Source organism: Algoriphagus aquimarinus, assembly GCF_007997215.1.
Classification (GTDB): domain Bacteria; phylum Bacteroidota; class Bacteroidia; order Cytophagales; family Cyclobacteriaceae; genus Algoriphagus; species Algoriphagus aquimarinus_A.
Genome location: NZ_VORW01000014.1, coordinates 64,206 through 82,515, shown reverse-complemented (window position 1 = coordinate 82,515; position 18,310 = coordinate 64,206). Strand labels below are relative to the sequence as shown.

The following is an 18,310-nucleotide window of genomic DNA, read 5'->3' as shown; positions in this document are numbered from 1 at the left end:
CATATCGAGGAAAGTCCACTTTTATAAAAACGGAGTGTTTATTATTTAATCCACCAAGTCATTTGATGAATGTTGTCATTGCCAGCCCCGAATTGCTTGGTAATGGCAGAGGTTACATTGTCAGCATTGTAATTGTATTCCGACTGTGGGTAAATCCATCTGTAAGGAATCTCTACGCCTGTAGGTCTTCTGAAGGAAGGGAATCCAGTGCGGTGATGATCATAGAAAGAGGTCCACTGCATTTGAAAGAAGGATTGCAGATACTTTTGCATTACGATAAGCTCGATTTTATCGGTATCACTCATGGCTTTTGAAAAATCATTCATCGGCTCACTTAGGTACATCATCGCGGCCTCAGGATCTACATAGCTGCTGTATTCTTCAGAATACATTTCGTAAAATTTGAAGGAAGCTTTTACCCCATCTTTGTAAAGCATCTCTGCATCTGCACTGATCCAGCCACGAACTGCTGCCTCAGCCAATATCAACTGCTGCTCAGAGTATCCCAGTAGCTTATAAGGCTCGTTAACAGGATCTCTATGGTATCTGTCGTTTACTTTAGATACGTTGCCCTGAGTAGCTTTTTGATTGACTTCTGCATAGGGCGCTGCCGGGTCACCACCTTCGTAAGAAGAGAAATCATCGATTGCCTTTCCTGCTTCTTTGGCAGACTTGGTCTGGGTGCAGTAGATAAATAGTCTAGGGTCTTTTCTTACCTGAAGTCTCTGGATAAAGGTAGAGTCTATATACATCCCAGAACTGAACCCACTACTGTTGAAATCTGGGTAGCGATTGTTTTGCTGATCTAGGAATACTAATTGACCACTTTCAGCTTCACTTTCCATCAATGGACTATTGGTGAAAATAGTGTTGAATTCACTAAAGTCTATTTCTCCTGATTCTGATTTTGGAGATAAAGTCATTAGGACTTTCAAGCGGAAAGCATTGATCAGTTTTCTCCAAGAAAGCACATTTCCACTATAGATGATATCTCCGGCTATGATTGTGTTTTGACTTGCAAGGATTGTTTCTGCTTCTTCCAATTCTGCCAAAATGCCTTTGAAAACTACTTCCTGATCATCGTATACAGGTGCATATTCTTCTTCTATTTCACCTTTTAGCGCAGCTGTATAAGGAACATCGCCAAAATTTAAAGTCAAATTATAGAAGTAGTAACTTCTGAAGAATTTGCCCAAGGCGACGTAGGAGGGATCGTTGATTCGCTCAGCTTCTTGGATCATTTTGGTTACATTTCTCAAGACAGAATATGGGCCAAAACTGCCTCTATCCCATTTGTAATACTGATTGGAGTTTTCTCCATCGGTCTGAACAAGCATCTTCTGAGCATAGAGCGCTGAAGTGCCTCCGTAAGCTCTGAAAACTTCCCATTCCACATTGGTAAGCAGGAGTTGCGGGTGAGTTGCAGTTGGAAGATTTGGATTGATGTTCATTTCCTCTAGGTCGGTGCAGGAAATAAACACCATGGAAAGCAACAGGATAACTAATATGTTTTTCATTTTATTCAATGTTTGTATGACTGAAAATCAATTAAAATACGGCCTTCAAGGTCATGCCTACATAGCGTGAGGATGGATCCTGAAGGTTGTTGTCATTGCCAAAATCAGGATCTAGGTAAGGCAGTTTTTTCAGTACAAATAGGTTGTAACCGTAAAGAGTCAAATCAAGGTTTTTGATTTTTTTGGACTGCATGATATTCATCAGATCATAAGTCACGGATAGTCTTCTCAACTTCAGGTAGGAGCGGTCGTACACATTCGCAAAAGTCTTGTTCTCATCTTCGGTCACTTGTGCTCTGTAAGGATAGGTTTGAGACCAAGTCTGCCAGCTCACTGCAGTTGTGTTTGGCGTATATTCTCTAGTGTCAGAGAGTACGTTTCCATCTACATCTCTTACCAGTTCACCACCGGTTACTACGACGCCTTCTGGCACGTATACAGGTTTGCCTGCAGCATATTCTTCATCTCTGTATTGAGTTGAGTTAGGATGCTTTCCGCCCCACCACATTTTCTCTATAGTCAATGATCTGATCAATCCGCCCCAAGCGCCATCTACGTCCATGGCTATTCTGAATTTGTTGATGTTGAACTGGTTTTGGATACCAAATCTCCAAGATGGGTCCAAGTGACCGATTTTAGTTGGAAAAGGGTCCCTTCTAGGAAGACCAGTATTGGCATCCAGGATCACTTGTCCATCAGCGCTTTTTTGCCAAACAGTGGCATAGTAGCTATCTGCTCTATCACCCACTCTTAGGTTACCGAATTTCTCTGCATCACCATATATTCCAGTGATTTTTCGCTCAAACTTCGTCCAGTTCGCACCGATGTTCCAAGAGAATTTGTCCTTCTGAATCGCAGCATAATTCATCATCAATTCAAATCCATTGGTGGTGTATTCATTGCCGTTTACTTTTCTGGAAGAATATCCAGATGCTTCAGAAATGCTTAGATCAATGATCTGATTTTCATCCAGAATTCTATAGTAAGTACCTTCTAAGGTCAGTCGTTTCTTAGCAAATGAAGTAGATAAACCCGCTTCGATAGTGCTTGACTTTTGAGGCATTATCTCCGGATTTACTAGGCTGGAGGAATAGCTCACGGATGGAGTCGATCCGTAAGTCACTCCTTTGTTGTAAGCAGAGTAGATGCTGTATGGGCTCAAATCACTTGAGACCTCAGACCATGAACCATATACCTTGATGAAATCTATCGCTTTTGGCAAGTTCATAAACTCAGAAACAATCGCACTGATTGATGCTGAAGGGTAGAAATAGGAATTGTTTGCCTTAGGCAAAGTCGAAGACCAGTCATTTCTTGCGGTTACATTAAGGAAGATGGATTGCCAAAGATCAACGCCCATGGAACCATATACACTTCGGATTTCTTTTTCCTCCAGGTAATTAGAGGCTTGTACCGGACCTTGAGTATTGTTTAAGCTATAGACATACGGCACGATCAATCCATCTGAGGAAGAATAGGCTTGCTTGTAGCTTCTGTAAAAACTGGAAGCACCTGCATTGACCGTCAATCCGATTTTTTCATTGAAGTCTTTGTTGTAGGCCGCCAAGAAGTCAGTATCAAGGTTTAGCTGATCGTCATTCCAGAACTTGTAATCACCATTTCTAGAGTCACCGTAGTTCATGTATGACTTAGGACTTTGCATGTCTTCAAATAATGTCCTTTGTCTAGCAGAGATTCTGCCCTGTACGTACAGGTTAGGCATGATTTGATATTTCAGCTTCAGCTTACCGTCCATTACATTCCTGTTGTGCACTTGGTTAAGCTCATTTGCTGCGAAATAGACATTGTTGTACCATGCATAGTTATAGTTAGCTTGTCTATAACCTTCCAGTCCAGGCACATACATATGATCTTTCAAATCCTGTCCATTTACATCATCACCCATCCAGATAAGGATCGTGTACATGTGGTTTTTTGGACCGTATCCATAGCGTGGATAGTTAGGAGAGTATACTTTATTGTAACCCAAGGTCGCATCCAACTGAAGTTTTTCGCTGAGTTTAAAGGAGGAGTTGAAGTTGAATCCACCCGTGTTTACAGATGTGTTAGGAACTTGACCTTGCTGGTAGGCGTAGTTTGCAGAGAACATCAACTGCGCTTTTTCGCCCTGATATGCGATAGAAATATCGTTTTTAGTGACTACTCCAGTCCTCATGAAATCATTCAAATTGTCATGACGTTTCCATTCGGTAGGTACTCGCTCATAGGTAGACTTGTCGTCGTACACTGTTCCTGTGACACTTCCGTACCATTCTACTACCTCTCCCGTGTTTTTATTTCTGATTGGGCTATTCCACTGAGGAACTAGCACGCCAGGTTCAAACTTTGGTCCCCAGATCATATCTCCATCCGAAATACCGCCATCGGCACCATCCCAGAATTCATATTTTCCATTAGAGCCATTACCGTAAGCTGTCTGCGTTTCGGGAAAGACTGTAAATCCTGCTGTAACCATATTATTGGTCGTGGCAGTCACGGTTAAGCCGTCTTTTTTGGCGTTTTTTCTCGTGATCAAGATCGCACCGTTTTTCCCTCTTGCACCATAAAGCGCAGATGCAGAACCTCCTTTGAGGACGTTGATGCTCTCAATATTTTCTGGAGAAATGTCAAAAAAGTCAGTTTCCACAGGAACACCATCCAATACAATAAGGGGAGTTTTGCCTCGTAAACTAAATGAAGGTGACTGAAACATTCCAGTCGGATTGTTAACTGTCAATCCGGCAATTTGACCGGAAAGAGCATTTCCAAGATTCAACGTCGATGCTTCTGCTATCACATCCATTGGCACTTCTTGGGTAGCATAACCCAATTTCTTTTTTTGCTGCTTGATCCCGATCGCGGTCACGACCACTTCTTCCAATGCCTTGCTATCATCTGCCAGAGTAATATTGATAATACTTCTTCCGTTGATAGCTTCTTCTTGTGCTTCAAATCCGATGAAACTATACACCAGAACGGCGCTTTCATCAGCCATGATATTGTAGTTGCCTTCAAAATCGGCAACTGTTCCTTTATTGGTGCCTTTCACCAATACTGTCACTCCTGGGAGACCTTCTCCCTTGGAGTCTGATACTTTTCCTTTGACCTGAACCTGCGCCAACAAGACTGTTGGGAGGAGCATCATCAACAAAGTAATAACTGTAAAAGTCTTCTTCATTTTCTAGTTTTAAAATTTTGAGAATGATTTTAATTGTTTGATAGTCAGTAAGAAAACTGTGGTTTCAGCTTGCAGCTGACATCAAGGGACAAAAGTATCCAAGTCGTGAAAGGATGGTCTAGAAACTAGGTTTTCAATTTGTTATATTAAAAACCGGAAAAATAAAAAAGAGATAATGTCAAATCGTGGACATGCATGAGATGACTATCCTATTTTTTTGAAATAGGGCGATTCGAAGATGATATTTGTTCTAGGCTAGGGTATTTTCTACTATAAAAAAGTAAAGTTTTTTAGAAAAGTATGTGATGTTTTAATACATGATAGATTAAGGACTAATTGTCCTCTTAACAAGTAGATAAACTAGGCGTAGTTAAATCTACGATAGGTTCTTGCGTGAGCTTTACTTGGCGACCAATCTCATTTTGTAAATTACAGAGTAGTCATTTTCAGCATATTCAAAATTTGGTGTAAACCAGATTTCTTGTTCAGAGATGAATTTGAAGGTGAATCCTAGAGATTCCGGTTTCATGATCACTTTGGAGACTGATTTCCCGTCAAATAGAACCTGTCCATTCGTGTTTGTTTTGTTGCGCTTGCGACTGAACTCTTCCGGGTCTGAAGTCTCCAATGCAAAGATTTCGTCGTATTCCTGATCTGACAGTCCTCTGTTATAGGTAAGCAAAAACCGTTGTTTTTCTGTTGGGTGGAGGTTCTGGATTGTTCCCACATAGATGTCCTTCATGTCGTAAGTACCATAATGTGCTTCCTCCTTTGGTTCTTTTTGAATAAACTCTTCAAAAGGAATAGGTTGAATAGATGCTGGGTTGGTTAAGTCTGAAAATGAATAGCCGTATATCACCGGTTCGTTGCGGAAGGCGACGTACAGCGTGTCAGAACTAGATGCGATAAGGGTGTGATAATTTACGTTCAGATAGGTTTTTTCTCCAGTTCTGAATTTGGATGAGTCTGGAAACGGGATGGCAGGGCTAAATTTGCCGCTTTCTAAATCCAGAACTTCCACCCGACTGGAGGCCATTTGAAATTCTTTTCCATCCACTCCCAATTCCTCCGAGAGCCTTCCTTCCCATGGAAATATAACCTGGTCATCGTGTACGACCAAATTATTGTTATATGCATCAATAAAGGAAATTGATGGGGTAAATTCCGGTAGAAAAGAGCGGGTAGGTTCACCGGAAAGTGAATACAAGTAAAAGCCTCGGAAAGCAGGCACAATAATCTCTTTGGAACTCAAGAAGCTGGGTGGTCCTAATCTGGAGCTCTGATAGAATCCCGGTCCATCGCCAAGTCTTTTGAATTTACTCAGAATTGTTCCTTCTCTATCCGCTACGAAAACCGTATCGCTGCGCTGGTCAATGAGTAGAAAGGTCTTGCCATCTTCAGTTATGTCTGCCAAAAACAAGTTTCCAAGATAATCCACCAGGAGCGAATCATAGATTTCGAATTCAAAATCCTGTTCAGCAAGAGGAGTGGAGGTTTTGTTTTCTTCCTTTTCACCTGAGCAAGCGATTGTGCTGAGTACAAATGGGAGGAGATATAGGTGGCTTAAGTTTTTCATTTTTGTACTAGTTTCAGTTTGTAAAAAACAGCATACTCTGGTTCTTCTTCCAGCGAATTAACATTTTGGTCAGCCCATATAAATCCATGATTGTCTTGCCTGTTTAGGCGATATTTATCGCTGACCAGTTGAGGTCTGCTCGATTTGCCATTTTCATCCAGGACTAGCCACTTCATAGGATTTAATCTCTCTAATTCTTGAATTAAAATTTCCATTTCTTGGGTCAGATCAGGCATATTTTCCAGCTCAATTCCCGAAGTATAAGTTATGAGATGATTATCCCCGATTTTGAAAAAACTCCAGATTCCTCCCTCACGGTCAGTTTTGGTTTCATAGTCTGGGCTTCCTTTCATGGGATATCCTGGGTTCAGAAGGAATTTATCGAAAGGAATTGATTGTGCTTTGAATGAATCTTGCTCCACTGATAAATCATAAGAGTAAAGCAAGCTGTCATTGCTGTAAACGAAACTCACCTTACTACCATCTACTTGGAATTTTGGCGCTAGAAAATCAAAAGCTTCGCCATTCAAAAACCTACTTTTTTCATGAAATGGGACTACTGGACTAAAAGTTTCTTGGTCTAAATTAAAGAGTTCGAATAAATTATACTGGCTATAGTATTCTGGCTGGTTGGAAGGAATATCATTTTGAGGACCGCCTATAAATCCGAGTAATTCATTCTCTCCTTGTAAAGAAATGGGTTGTAAAAAGTCAAAACCATTATAATACATGCCTCGTCCGATGGGAGGGAATTTAAGGCTTTTTAGAAATTGTAGTTTCAGGTCGTAAACAGCCAGTCTATTGTTTCCCATAGCTATGATTTGATCTCCTAAGAAGGTGGCGGATGTAGTGAGTGGACCGACAGATGTTGGAGCATCTGCAGGTTCCTCGTATGTAGTGATTATATCGCCTTTACCATCAGTCAGGATCAAGTGGTTGTTGGCACTATTGCCAAAGAGAAAGTGATTTCCATCGGGATGAATTGCCAGAAGCATGAGCTGTCCCAGATAATCTACCTGAATAGAATCTACGATCTGGAGTTCCCATTCATTGGAGTTTATGGATTGATTTTCCTCGTTGTTTTTCGGAGATGAGCATGCAAAAGCCAAAAGGATTGAACATGTGAAAAGTGCGTTGATCTTTTTCATTTTTGTACTAGTTTCAGTTTGTAAAAAGTGAGGTAATCCTGCTCTTCGCCTATGTATTCATCGTTTCTAAGTGCGAAAAATGGCTGGTTAAGACCCTCCATAGCAAAGATTTGATAAACTTTTTTAGGAATGGGAATTTCATTTGACCATCCTTTTTCTGAGTCATATACTTTGAGATAGGATTGGTTTAGATCAATAAGTTTGGTGAAATCCTCAGGGAAATTGAATTCGTTTGCGCTAAAAATATCTTCAGAGACTCCTTCTGAATAGTGCACTACAAATTGATTCTCATTAGCAAAAACCCCAAAAATATTGCCTTCCACCAATTTTTCGTAGTTGTAGTTTTCGTATTTGTCTTTCAATTCAGGAGCTTCGATAAATTTCGTGGGGTTAAGATCTATGGTTTCTATGAAGCTCCCCGAATCAAGCAGGTTAAATCTGTGGATTTTAGGCTCGTTGTCGAAGTAGAGCAATAGGTCATTTTCAGATATGGTAAATGATATTGAAGGTCTTTCGTAAAGCTGGCCAGTACTGAATTTTGAAGTTTTGGGCGTTCGGATTAGTGGGCTACTTTCTCTTGTAGTAGGGTTTAGCTTTTCGAGTAAATAATAGTCTCTTAAATAATTTTCCGTAAAAGGCCCTACCTCATCTCTTCCTGTATAGTATAGAATTATTTTATCCTGCCAGATTTCAAATGATTTCGCATCCATCAACCCACCATGTGTGGGGGCTCGAAATGGCATTTCGATTTCTCGTTTAACGGATAGATCCTCATTTAATTCATAATACGGACCACTGTGATTGCCGATAAAAAGATTGCCATCGGGATCAATTTTGACAGTGGAAATAAAAGAAATTGAATTTGGTCCGTCTTTGGGGAATGTTTTGGTAGTGAGCACCTGCCCTTCATAATCGATTTTGACTATGGCGTTGGCTTTGTAGTCATAGAGCAAACCTATTCCGTCTCTAAAATCTCCGGTGGATATGTTTCCTAAAAAGTCTACCTGTATTGAATCAAGGACTTGGAGGTCCCATTCATTTGAAGTCTCAGAGGATTCCTCTTTGGACTTTTCTGAAGAGGAACATGCTAGAAAACTGCACGCTAAAAAGGTTGTTAAAAAGTGTCTGTACCTCATTTTTCAGTCAATTTCATTTTATAAACTCTCAAAAAATCTTCTTCTACATCAGGATCGGGAAGCTTTTGGAACCAAGCATATCCGCCCCCGGAGGCATAAGATCTTCCTCCGGTTTTGGCAGGTGAAGGTACATTCCCCACATAGCTTAGGTCAGCTAACTTATATACCAATGTGCCCTTCGGGATTTCATCTTCAAGTTTTCTGTACATGGCTTTCGCTTCTTCCTCTTTTCCCTGTTTCCATAGTCCCTCAGCTTCTACTGATTTCTTGGGATCCATTCCTGAGTAATAGTCCAGCAATAGTAAATCATCCAGCACATGGATGTTTCGAATGGAAGCAGTCCCTCCATTGATTTCAACATGACCTTGCTGAAATTCGCCTCTTGCTCGGCCTTCGGGAATAATAAATGAGGGTGTTTCTAGATGGATCACTGTATCCAAACGCGCACCATTAGCATTTAACTGATATACATAGAGTTGGGGATCCCCTCCGTGAACAAAAAACAATTTGTCGTTTAGTGCCTCTAAAGCGGGAGTATAGTCGCTTTGAATATATCCTTTGCCGTTCAAGAATTGACTACCTTCTTCAAAAGGGATTAGTTCAGTCATAGCTCCAGTTTCTATATCCACCAATTCTAAGGCCCTATAGGTATCGTAAAATTCCTGCTCTCCCGGATATGAATTCCTCGGACGGACAGATTTGGGAAGTAAATAATCTTTTCCTTTCAATCTCACTGATTCTGTTGATTTCCCTATTTCATTGTTTGACCCAGATGCTCCCAAGGATTCAGGATGAGGGATTTTCTTCTGCATATTCCCATCCAAGTCAAAAAGGAACAAACCATTTCTTCCATAGATTGCCAGTTGATCTTCCCCATAAAAACCTGGTCTTTCTAACATGAACCCATAAGAATCTGGAGTGTCTTCGCCCTTAGAGAAACTGTGCTTTATATTTCCTATAGCGTCGGATGTAATGATTTTTTGACTCGGATAATCAAAGAAGAGTAATGACGTCCCATCTTTGTTTACATCCGAAAGCATGGGATTTCCAAGAAATTCCAAATCCAGAGAATCTACCAACTCCCATTCGTGGGATAAGGGTTCTTCTGCAACTTGCTCAGATTTTTCTGAACATGAACTAATAAATAGTACAGAGCACAGTAAAGTTGAAAAGGCTTTCATAAACAGTGATTTAGGAAAAGGTAATAAGATAGTAGTTAATCTTTTTAAACAAAAAAAAACTCAGCCCGAAAGACTGAGTTTTAAGTTTTTTTATCCGGTGACATTCCCTTCATCATCCCATTGGATAATGGTGCCTCGATCTTCAGGTTTGAGGTAAATAGACAAATATTTTTCTTCCAGCTGGAAGCCGTGTTTTGCCATCACTTCCTGAGGCACTCCATCCCATGCGTTTGGCGTGTTGCCTACATAGCCCATATATTTCCACCCAGGTTCGGTAGAGAAATATCCAGAGCAAGTTAGATTTCTGAGCATGTTGAACCAGCGAACTCCACCTTCATATTCTGGTTTTGCAGTATCTGGCCAAGCCACTTCATCCACGATTTGTATCACTTCTGATTCGCTTAGTTCATTGAATGCTTTTCCGAATTTCTCGTCTGCTTCAAAATCCAGCCACATTAATCCACCCCGCATTCGGGTTTGATTTGCTGGCTGATCTTTCATCATAAACTCCATGAAATCCACTACGCCAATTTCAGTAGCTGCTGGGGACTCACTGTCTTTTGGCATAATGATATCCACTAAGGTGCTTAGCTTCTTACGTTCATCGTCGGTAAAGAAGGTCTCTGAAAGCAATGCTTGATCGCGTTGTTTTTCTTCTTCAGTTCTACCGCCGATTGTCCCGCCAGCCAAGAGTGCATTTTCAGGTAGAGCTTGCTCTTCAGGAGAGCAGCCAGTGAGTAGTAAACCCGTTCCGACTGTGCCGGTAAAGAGTAGTTTGAGGTTTTCTCTTCTGTTCATGGCTTAGATATTTTTCTTTTTCAGTTCTGATACAATGTAATCTGAGGTTCTCCAGCTCAAGGCAAGGATGGTCCAAGTAGGATTCTTGTCAGCTTGAGAGACAAAAGATCCCGCATCCACCACAAAGAGATTTTTGCAATCATGCGCTTGGGAATTAGAATTAAGCACGGAAGTTTTTGGATCGTTGCCCATTCTGGCTGTACCTACTTCGTGAATGATTCTTCCAGGGGCGGCAAGTCCGTAAAGTGTGTCTGCCCCAGGTTTTGTTCCCAGTAATTGTGCTCCGGATCCAGTCAGGATTTCTTCAAAAGTATCCTGCATGTGCTTGGCTTGGTTGATTTCCTGATCCGTCCATTTATAGTTGAATCGAAGCACAGGAATACCAAATTTGTCCACGACCGTTGGGTCGATTTCACAGTAATTTTCAAATCTCGGTACACTTTCGCCACGTCCAGACATGCCAACCGTAGAGCCATAGATTTGACGAATGTCTTTTTTCAATCCTTCACCATAGCCACCATTTGGACTTGGCTTGCCGAATTCATCCGTAATGTATTTTCTCATGGAGTCCATATTTCCTCCAGCTCCATAGCCTGGCTGTCCCATTCCACCACCATATTCTATATGGTAGCCTCGGGCAAAATCAAGTTTCTTATTGTCCAGCCACCAAGGAGTATACATGTGCATTCCACCTGTACCATCTTCATTGTAACGCTCCCGGCCCATCATGTCAGGAATGATTCCTGACCTACTTGCGCCTGTAGAATCGTGCAGGTAATGACCCAAAACCCCTGAGCTATTGCCAATGCCGTTTGGATGTGTCTTTGATTTGGAATTGAGCATGATACGCGAAGTCTCGCATGCTGATGCGCCAAGTACGACTACACTAGACTTCAGCTTATACTCCTTCATGTCCTTTATGTTGACAAAAGAAACTCCTGTTGCTTTGCCAGAGTCATCTGTGGTGACTTTTCTAACCATACTATGGGTGAAAAGATCGACTTTTCCCTGCTTCATCGCAGGATGAACTAGGCAGGTTCCAGCCGAGAAATCCGCATAAACCTGGCAGGCCCGATTACATTGGCGACAGAAAAAACATGCGCCACGGTCTTTGTTGATTGGCCTTGTAAGAATAGAAAGCCTTGATGGAATCATTGGGATGCTTGCGCTGCTAGCTCCTTTTTTCAAATAAAGTTCGTGAAGTCTAGGTTTGGGAGGAGGAAGGAAAAATCCATCCGGTTCATTGTAAATGCCTTCTTTGCTACCATAAACTCCAATCAGTTTATCGACTTTATCATAGTAAGGTTTGACGTCATCGTAGCCAATAGGCCAGTCGTCTCCCAAACCATCAATACTTGCTCTTTTGAAGTCATTTGGGCCAAAGCGGAGAGAAATTCTTCCCCAGTGGTTAGTTCTTCCACCGACCATTCTGGATCGGAACCAGTCGAACTCGGAATCACCTTTTCTAGTGTAGGGTTCACCGTCGATTTCCCAGCCGCCAATAGCAGCATCAAAATCTCCAAATGGACGGATTTGAGTGCCTGCACCTCTGCGTGGAGATTCCCAAGGTGGCCTGAGTTGGGTGCGGTCTTCTTCCTTGGCAGGATCAAAATCTCCGCCTGCTTCTATTACTGCAACTGAGAGTCCGGCCTCAGAAAGGATTTTGGAGGCCATTCCGCCACCAGCTCCAGATCCTACAATAATGACATCATAGGTATCCCCGGAAGATTTGATTTGAAAGCTCATTTTCTAAAAATTTTAATTAAGGATAAAATATAGCGTAAAAAAATCCATCTAGAAAATGAGGTAAATGGGTTGGACTGAAAGTCAATTAAAACTATTTCACTTTAGTACAAATAAAATCCATAATCACCCTAAATCCATTATTAACGTATTTCCTAATTTGAGTCTGCTAAATCCTTTATCCGCTGATACCAGAGGTATACTTAGGAAAATTGAAGTAGCTGCAACAATTGAATCCGGTAGTTTTACCTTCGTGTTTCTTCTAATTTCAATAGTTAATTTTTTGATTTCTTCATTATACTGAATTATCCGGCAATTGGCGATCAAGGATTTAATTAGGGTTTCCTCTGAAATGTTATTGGTGGGGAAAACTAAAAGTTCAAGTTCAGTTATGAAAGAGATAAATATCTCTTTGTCTTTCAAAAACTCTACTACGGTTGATTCACCCTTCAAAAAATAAATGAGAATGTTGGTATCAACAAGTAGCTTATTTCCACTCATTCCTCAATTCTTTTTGGAAATCAATAGGATCAATTTTCGTTTTTAATTTTCCCGCGAATTTCGCAATTGACTTTTTTGATTTTACTATTTCTTTCTCAGAAAGCAAAGCTTCAATTTCCTTCTTTGAAGTCCCTTTTTTTATAATGGATACCATAACTATCAAGCTTAAAAGTCCTAATAAATGTAGAGAATATTAGAGGTATAGAAACCCCCAATTATAACTCACTATGAATATATGGCCATATTGTTTCAAATACAATCTTGTGACCTTCTTCCGTAGGGTGAATGCCATCAGGGAGATTTAACTCAGGGATTCCTCCTACATTTTCCAGAAGAAAAGGAATGAGTGTCACATTTTTTTCTTCCGCAACAGCTGGATACATCGCTGTAAATTCAGCGGCGTATTCCTGCCCCATATTTGGAGGGATCTGCATGCCTGCCAAAATGATTTTGGTGTCAGGGAATTTTGATCTGACTTTATCTATGATTTTAAGAAGGTTGCTTTTGGTCTCAGTGAGATTGATGCCACGAAGTCCGTCATTACCGCCAAGTTCTAGCACGAAAATATCGGGTTTGTCTTCAAGAAACCAATCCAATCTGCTTAGACCTCCAGCGGTAGTTTCACCGGAAAGTCCTCCGTTGATCACTCTGTAATCCATTCCAAGGCTGTCAATTCTTTGCTGAGTCAACCCTGCAAACCCATCTTCAGGGTCGATTCCGTAGGCAGCAGTCAAGCTGTTTCCGAAGAAAAGAATGATCTTCTGATCAGATTTCGCCTCAGCAGTTATCTCAGCGGTGGTTTCGGATTGGGTAGTTTCTGCTTTTTTTTCTGAGCAAGAAACTAGGACCAATCCTACAAATAGTATAGCTGGTAAAAAGAATGAGCGGTGTATATTGAATCGCATAGAAATCGGAATTGTGATATGTAAAACTATATACCCAAAAGGATTTTTGGGCAAAAGGTTCGTCAAATTTGCAAAATGAGGTTTAAACCACATCCACTATAATGTTATTTGCCGATTAAAAGTGCTATTGCTATCTTCCACAAACTATATAGAGGGTTTGTCGTTAAGCATTTACCAAACCCTTTTCCCACCCAAGTACAACACATGAATATTTTATCAGTCTCTAACCTGAGCAAGGTTTACAAAAGTGGCAGCAGAAAACTGACTGTCCTAGACGAAGTGACATTTGACATCAAAGCAGGAGAAATTATTTCTATAGTCGGACCATCAGGCAGTGGAAAGACGACACTTCTTGGACTTTGTGCTGGATTGGATTCTGGATCCACAGGTAGCGTAGTGCTGGATGGTAATTCGTTGGAGAAGCTTTCCGAAGACCAAAGGGCAGCTGTCAGAAACCAAAGCGTAGGCTTTATTTTTCAGAATTTTCAACTTTTGCCTACACTGACTGCCCTTGAAAATGTGATGGTTCCACTTGAGTTGAAAAGGAGAAAGGATGCCCGTCAAAAGGCTCAGGAACTTCTCGATAAAGTGGGCCTTGGCGATAGAGGAACTCATTATCCAACACAACTTTCTGGTGGAGAACAGCAGCGGGTTTCTATAGCAAGAGCTTTTGCCAATGAGCCAAAAATTCTTTTCGCTGATGAACCAACGGGAAATTTGGATACTGAAACTGGCGAAATGATCGAGAAACTGATTTTTGACCTGAATAAGGAAGAGGGAACTACACTGGTTTTGGTTACGCACGATTTGGAATTGGCAGCCAAGACTCAGCGTATCATTCATATTAAAGGCGGAAAAATACAGGAGGGTGAAAATGCCTGATTTCGGATGGATTATTAAGATGGCTTTTCGGGATTTCCGGAAGAACATCTCTAGACTTTTACTGTTTGTTTCCTCTATCGTTGTGGGTATCGCTGCTTTGGTGGCAATTAGTTCCTTTGGAGAAAACCTAACAGCAGACATTGATAATCAAGCCAAAGAGCTTCTAGGAGCTGATTTGGTTTTGGAAAACAACAAGGAAATAGGAGAGCAGTTTATTGATAGCGCAGCTACGCAAATGGCTTCGGAAGTCAATTTTGCGAGTATGGTTGCCTTTCCGGAGACAGGAGCAAGTCGTTTGACTCAGGTTCGTGCGCTTGAGGGAGCATTTCCATTTTATGGTTTTTTTGAAACAATCCCAGCTTCGGGTGATGCTGACTTCCGCTCTGGCGGGAAAAAAGCACTAGTGGAAAAGACGTTGATGGCTCAGTTCAACGCGGAAGTGGGAGACCAGATCAAAGTAGGGGAAGTGCTTTTTGTAGTAGTTGGAGAATTACAAAGTGTTCCTGGGCAAACTGGGATCACGGCCTCAGTTGCTCCTGCTGTTTACATTCCAAAGGATTATTTGGAAGAAACTGGCTTGGTGCAATACGGTAGCCGAGTGAATTATAGCCGCTATTTTCAATTTAAAGCAGGTACAGATGTAGAAGTTTTGATCAAACCATTCGAGGATCAATGGGAAGAAGATCGAGTGGATGCAGATACGGTAGAAGATAGAAAACGCTCGACTGGTCGTTCATTTGCAAATCTTTCTAATTTCCTGAGCTTGGTAGCATTTATCGCATTACTGCTAGGTTGCGTGGGTGTGGCAAGTGCCGTTAATGTCTTTGTGAAAGAGAAGCTAGGTTCAGTGGCAGTTTTACGTTGTTTGGGAGTTTCTTCCAGAGATGTCTTATTGATCTACCTGACAGAGATCATGATTATGGGCATGGTCGGAGCTGTTCTAGGTTCTTTTCTCGGAACGCTGCTTCAGTTTGTATTGCCTGCTGTTTTTGCAGATTTCTTACCAGTGGAGGTGTCTTTCGGGATCTCCTGGCTTTCAATAGGTTTTGGAGTAGTGACAGGTTTATTTGTCTCTGTTCTGTTTGCCTTACTGCCTTTACTGAAAGTGAGAAATGTGTCTCCTATGGCGACGCTTAGACCAGAAACTGGGGACTCTACTATATTGAAAGATCCGCTTCGTTGGTTAGTTATTGTGGGCATTCTTGGATTTATCTGGGGTTTTAGCTATTACTTATTAGGCAGAGTAGATTTTGCTTTTGGCTTCACAGGATTTGTGGTTTTTGCTTTTGGAATTCTTTGGGCAGTGGCTCAAATGATTATCTGGGCAGTAAGGAAGTTTTTACCTATTTCTTTTACCTATACGTTGCGTCAGTCTTTGGCGAATTTGTACAGACCAAATAATCAAACAGTTTCTTTGATTGCCACTATAGGGCTAGGAACTGCGATGATTTCTACGCTTTTTTTCCTTCAAAATCAATTGCTTGAAGAGGCCAAATTTGCAGACAAGGAAGACCAGCCGAATATGTTGATGTTTGATATTCAAACGGCTCAACTGCAAGATATAAAAGCTAAAATTTTATCACGCGACCTTCCGATTATGCAGGAAGTTCCGATTGTGACCATGCAGCTTAATGAGATCAATGGAGTTGATAAAAAGGAAAATGAGGAACTTCCTGGCGAAGAGGACTATTCTGGATGGTTATATAACAGAGAGTTTCGCGTCACCTATCGCGATACGCTTATTTCTTCTGAGACAGTTACTGATGGGGAATTGATTCCATTGGGAGCAAGAGGAGATAGTATTTTTGTTTCTTTTGAAAAAGGTTTTGCTGAAGGGAATGGAATGAAAATAGGAGATGAAGTGGAGTTCAATGTGCAAGGTCGTCCTATCAAGACCTATATTGGAAGTCTGCGAGATGTGAAGTTCGCGCAGGTTTCTACGAACTTCTTGGTGCTATTTCCAGAAGGTGTATTGGATCAAGCGCCGAAATTTCATGTGCTGATCACCAAGACAAAAAATGATCGTGAAGCGGCCTATGTGCAGGCTGAGATCGTACGTGAATTCCCGAATATCTCTATCATCAACCTTGGTACAATCGTAGCGACGCTGGAGGAGATTCTTGGGAAAATAAGCTTTGTGATTCAGTTCATGGCATTTTTCAGTATAGCTACAGGGATATTAGTACTGATCAGTTCGCTGATCATCAGTAAATATCAGCGGATGCGGGAGAGTATTCTACTTAGAACTTTGGGTGCAAGCTCGGCTATTGTCAGTAAGATCAACACGCTGGAATACTTCTTCTTGGGGAGTTTAGCTTCGCTGTCCGGAATAATTCTCTCGTTTGGTGCTACTTGGCTATTGAGCAAATTTGTCTTCAATATAACATTCCGAGGAGCTTGGTTGGAGGCATTTGTGCTTTACCTATCTATTACCGGTTTGACTATAGTCTTGGGCTGGCTCAATGGGCGTAAAATCATCAATCAGCCTCCGATGGAGATATTGAGAGGGACTTAAAAGTCTGAAATTAGAAATGTAAAGTTTGAAAGGCTCGCAGAAATGTGGGCCTTTTTTTATTTATCAATAATGATGTCTGCACTGAGCGATTTCTAATGTTCCGTCTTTAACTCGGTACACGAGTCGATGTTCTCGGTCTATTCTTCTAGACCACCAACCGGACAGTTCGTTCTTGAGTGGCTCAGGCTTGCCAATGCCCTCGAATGGAGTACGCTGACATTCTTTAATCAGTTTATTTATTTTTCTAAAAAGCTTTATGTCAACTTCAATCCAATATTGATAGTCTTCCCATCCTTTCGATAAAAAAATAGTATTCATGTCGAAATGACTTAGAGTTCGATCAGATCCCTTTTAACACCTAATCCCTTATTCGCCTCGTCAATTGCGTGCAACAATCGCTCGGCATTTTTAGGGCTGCTCATTAAGTAGTAGGTTTCCTGCATGCTTTCATAGTCAGATTTGGATAGGACTACCACGTCCTCACCGTTAGCCCGAGTGACGTATAGTGCTTTTTGATCATTTACCACATCGTCTAAATATGACTTCATGTTTTCGCGGAACTTAGAGTAGGTAGTGATTTCCATGGTTTTCAAGTTTTTGTAAATATAAGAAGTTGTACGGTATGTTGTACAGGTGGGTTTGTGTTTTCGGATATAGAATGTTTGAGAGTGTTTGATTAATTTCAAGTGTCAAATTATTTTTCAAACGCTTAATCGAACTTGATATGCAGGCTTACATTAACTTTTTGGTGGAGGATATCGTGGCGGCACATCGCCCGGAGGATTATTATTCGAGATCCAGGAAAAACTCCGAAGATGAGGATTTGGAGGAGTCTCTTCGCGAATCTGAAATGTTTGTAAGTCAGGAGAGAAGAACTGGGTTTGAAGGCTATTGTGGGCTTAGGCGGGAAAGTTTTCCTCCAAAAGAGCAACTTTCAGAAGATCAATTGACTCAGTTGACTACGGCTTTTGTACAAATGATGAAATCCTGGAATTTGGAAGTGGCATTTCCATATGATCTCCCTCAGCTTCGCCGATACGAATTACTCATGAATATCTTAGTCGGTCCGGTGATGATTTTCAAGCATGGGTATTATTGCTTTGACTTTTGTACAGGAAATCCCGATGGCTGTAAGTTAGGTGAATACTGCCCTTGTTTGAAGCGTGAATTTTATAATCCTTGAATAGAAAAGTAATAGACTTCCTTTAAAGAATATGGATATCGAGTAAT

15 protein-coding genes are annotated in these 18,310 nt (G+C 41.2%); 3 read left to right on the top strand and 12 right to left on the bottom strand.

Translation table 11 applies throughout. The features are described from left to right. Positions 1–41 precede the first annotated feature (41 nt). From ESV85_RS16500 to ESV85_RS16455, 10 genes are all read right to left on the bottom strand, one after another. Positions 42–1,517, bottom strand: a complete 1,476-nt coding sequence (locus ESV85_RS16500; RefSeq protein ID WP_146919531.1) for a SusD/RagB family nutrient-binding outer membrane lipoprotein — start codon at positions 1,515–1,517, stop codon at positions 42–44. Positions 1,518–1,548: 31 nt separating this feature from the next. After that, entirely contained in the window at positions 1,549–4,695 is a 3,147-nt protein-coding gene (locus ESV85_RS16495; protein ID WP_146919529.1) for a SusC/RagA family TonB-linked outer membrane protein, read from the bottom strand. A 400-nt stretch (positions 4,696–5,095) separates the two neighbouring features. Next, positions 5,096–6,271: a hypothetical protein gene (locus ESV85_RS16490; RefSeq protein WP_146919527.1), complete on the bottom strand. Its 1,176-nt coding sequence runs from the start codon at positions 6,269–6,271 to the stop codon at positions 5,096–5,098. Next, positions 6,268–7,419 carry a hypothetical protein gene (locus ESV85_RS16485; protein ID WP_146919525.1) on the bottom strand — a complete coding sequence of 384 codons (1,152 nt, stop codon included), beginning with the start codon at positions 7,417–7,419 and terminating at the stop codon, positions 6,268–6,270. The genes ESV85_RS16490 and ESV85_RS16485 overlap by 4 nt, the downstream gene beginning before the upstream one ends. Continuing rightward, positions 7,416–8,555 carry a hypothetical protein gene (locus ESV85_RS16480; protein WP_146919523.1) on the bottom strand — a complete coding sequence of 380 codons (1,140 nt, stop codon included), beginning with the start codon at positions 8,553–8,555 and terminating at the stop codon, positions 7,416–7,418. Before ESV85_RS16480 ends, ESV85_RS16485 begins: the two co-directional genes overlap by 4 nt. Continuing rightward, positions 8,552–9,736, bottom strand: coding sequence for a hypothetical protein (locus ESV85_RS16475; RefSeq protein ID WP_146919521.1), 1,185 nt, complete (start codon positions 9,734–9,736; stop codon positions 8,552–8,554). The genes ESV85_RS16480 and ESV85_RS16475 overlap by 4 nt, the downstream gene beginning before the upstream one ends. 90 nt (positions 9,737–9,826) lie before the next feature. Continuing rightward, the gene (locus ESV85_RS16470) at positions 9,827–10,534 is read right to left on the bottom strand and encodes a gluconate 2-dehydrogenase subunit 3 family protein (RefSeq protein WP_146919519.1); all 708 of its coding nucleotides are present in this window, start codon (positions 10,532–10,534) and stop codon (positions 9,827–9,829) included. Positions 10,535–10,537: 3 nt separating this feature from the next. Beyond that, positions 10,538–12,280 carry a GMC oxidoreductase gene (locus tag ESV85_RS16465; RefSeq protein WP_146919517.1) on the bottom strand — a complete coding sequence of 581 codons (1,743 nt, stop codon included), beginning with the start codon at positions 12,278–12,280 and terminating at the stop codon, positions 10,538–10,540. 123 nt (positions 12,281–12,403) lie between these two features. Further along, a complete protein-coding gene (locus ESV85_RS16460) occupies positions 12,404–12,778 on the bottom strand; it encodes a type II toxin-antitoxin system VapC family toxin (protein ID WP_146919515.1) in 375 nt (124 codons plus the stop codon). Positions 12,779–12,993: 215 nt separating this feature from the next. Further along, entirely contained in the window at positions 12,994–13,683 is a 690-nt protein-coding gene (locus ESV85_RS16455; RefSeq protein ID WP_146919513.1) for an arylesterase, read from the bottom strand. A gap of 204 nt (positions 13,684–13,887) precedes the next feature. Between ESV85_RS16455 and ESV85_RS16450 the strand changes: the two genes are divergently transcribed. Beyond that, positions 13,888–14,565, top strand: a complete 678-nt coding sequence (locus ESV85_RS16450; RefSeq protein WP_146919511.1) for an ABC transporter ATP-binding protein — start codon at positions 13,888–13,890, stop codon at positions 14,563–14,565. Continuing rightward, positions 14,558–17,080, top strand: coding sequence for an ABC transporter permease (locus tag ESV85_RS16445; protein ID WP_146919510.1), 2,523 nt, complete (start codon positions 14,558–14,560; stop codon positions 17,078–17,080). The genes ESV85_RS16450 and ESV85_RS16445 overlap by 8 nt, the downstream gene beginning before the upstream one ends. Positions 17,081–17,143: 63 nt before the next feature. On the opposite strand, the gene ESV85_RS16440 is transcribed toward ESV85_RS16445, so the two are convergent. Together ESV85_RS16440 and ESV85_RS16435 are read right to left on the bottom strand one after the other, a co-directional pair. Next, a complete protein-coding gene (locus ESV85_RS16440; RefSeq protein ID WP_146919508.1) occupies positions 17,144–17,398 on the bottom strand; it encodes a Txe/YoeB family addiction module toxin in 255 nt (84 codons plus the stop codon). An 11-nt stretch (positions 17,399–17,409) separates the two neighbouring features. Then, on the bottom strand, positions 17,410–17,664 hold the full coding sequence (locus ESV85_RS16435; protein ID WP_146919506.1) for a type II toxin-antitoxin system Phd/YefM family antitoxin: 255 nt from the start codon (positions 17,662–17,664) through the stop codon (positions 17,410–17,412). Between the two features lie 140 nt (positions 17,665–17,804). Here ESV85_RS16435 and ESV85_RS16430 point away from each other — a divergent pair, with 140 nt between their 5' ends. After that, the gene (locus ESV85_RS16430; protein ID WP_146919504.1) at positions 17,805–18,263 is read left to right on the top strand and encodes a hypothetical protein; all 459 of its coding nucleotides are present in this window, start codon (positions 17,805–17,807) and stop codon (positions 18,261–18,263) included. Positions 18,264–18,310 lie beyond the last annotated feature (47 nt).

What these genes read in the sequence shown, in the direction of transcription:
- ESV85_RS16495 (WP_146919529.1), bottom strand. Translation starts at nt 4,695, where the DNA reads ATGAAGAAGACTTTTACAGTTATTACTTTGTTGATGATGCTCCTCCCA.
- ESV85_RS16450 (WP_146919511.1), top strand. Translation starts at nt 13,888, where the DNA reads ATGAATATTTTATCAGTCTCTAACCTGAGCAAGGTTTACAAAAGTGGC.
- ESV85_RS16465 (WP_146919517.1), bottom strand. Translation starts at nt 12,280, where the DNA reads ATGAGCTTTCAAATCAAATCTTCCGGGGATACCTATGATGTCATTATT.
- ESV85_RS16490 (WP_146919527.1), bottom strand. Translation starts at nt 6,271, where the DNA reads ATGAAAAACTTAAGCCACCTATATCTCCTCCCATTTGTACTCAGCACA.
- ESV85_RS16445 (WP_146919510.1), top strand. Translation starts at nt 14,558, where the DNA reads ATGCCTGATTTCGGATGGATTATTAAGATGGCTTTTCGGGATTTCCGG.
- ESV85_RS16470 (WP_146919519.1), bottom strand. Translation starts at nt 10,534, where the DNA reads ATGAACAGAAGAGAAAACCTCAAACTACTCTTTACCGGCACAGTCGGA.
- ESV85_RS16500 (WP_146919531.1), bottom strand. Translation starts at nt 1,517, where the DNA reads ATGAAAAACATATTAGTTATCCTGTTGCTTTCCATGGTGTTTATTTCC.
- ESV85_RS16475 (WP_146919521.1), bottom strand. Translation starts at nt 9,736, where the DNA reads ATGAAAGCCTTTTCAACTTTACTGTGCTCTGTACTATTTATTAGTTCA.
- ESV85_RS16455 (WP_146919513.1), bottom strand. Translation starts at nt 13,683, where the DNA reads ATGCGATTCAATATACACCGCTCATTCTTTTTACCAGCTATACTATTT.
- ESV85_RS16480 (WP_146919523.1), bottom strand. Translation starts at nt 8,555, where the DNA reads ATGAGGTACAGACACTTTTTAACAACCTTTTTAGCGTGCAGTTTTCTA.
- ESV85_RS16440 (WP_146919508.1), bottom strand. Translation starts at nt 17,398, where the DNA reads ATGAATACTATTTTTTTATCGAAAGGATGGGAAGACTATCAATATTGG.
- ESV85_RS16485 (WP_146919525.1), bottom strand. Translation starts at nt 7,419, where the DNA reads ATGAAAAAGATCAACGCACTTTTCACATGTTCAATCCTTTTGGCTTTT.
- ESV85_RS16430 (WP_146919504.1), top strand. Translation starts at nt 17,805, where the DNA reads ATGCAGGCTTACATTAACTTTTTGGTGGAGGATATCGTGGCGGCACAT.
- ESV85_RS16460 (WP_146919515.1), bottom strand. Translation starts at nt 12,778, where the DNA reads ATGAGTGGAAATAAGCTACTTGTTGATACCAACATTCTCATTTATTTT.
- ESV85_RS16435 (WP_146919506.1), bottom strand. Translation starts at nt 17,664, where the DNA reads ATGGAAATCACTACCTACTCTAAGTTCCGCGAAAACATGAAGTCATAT.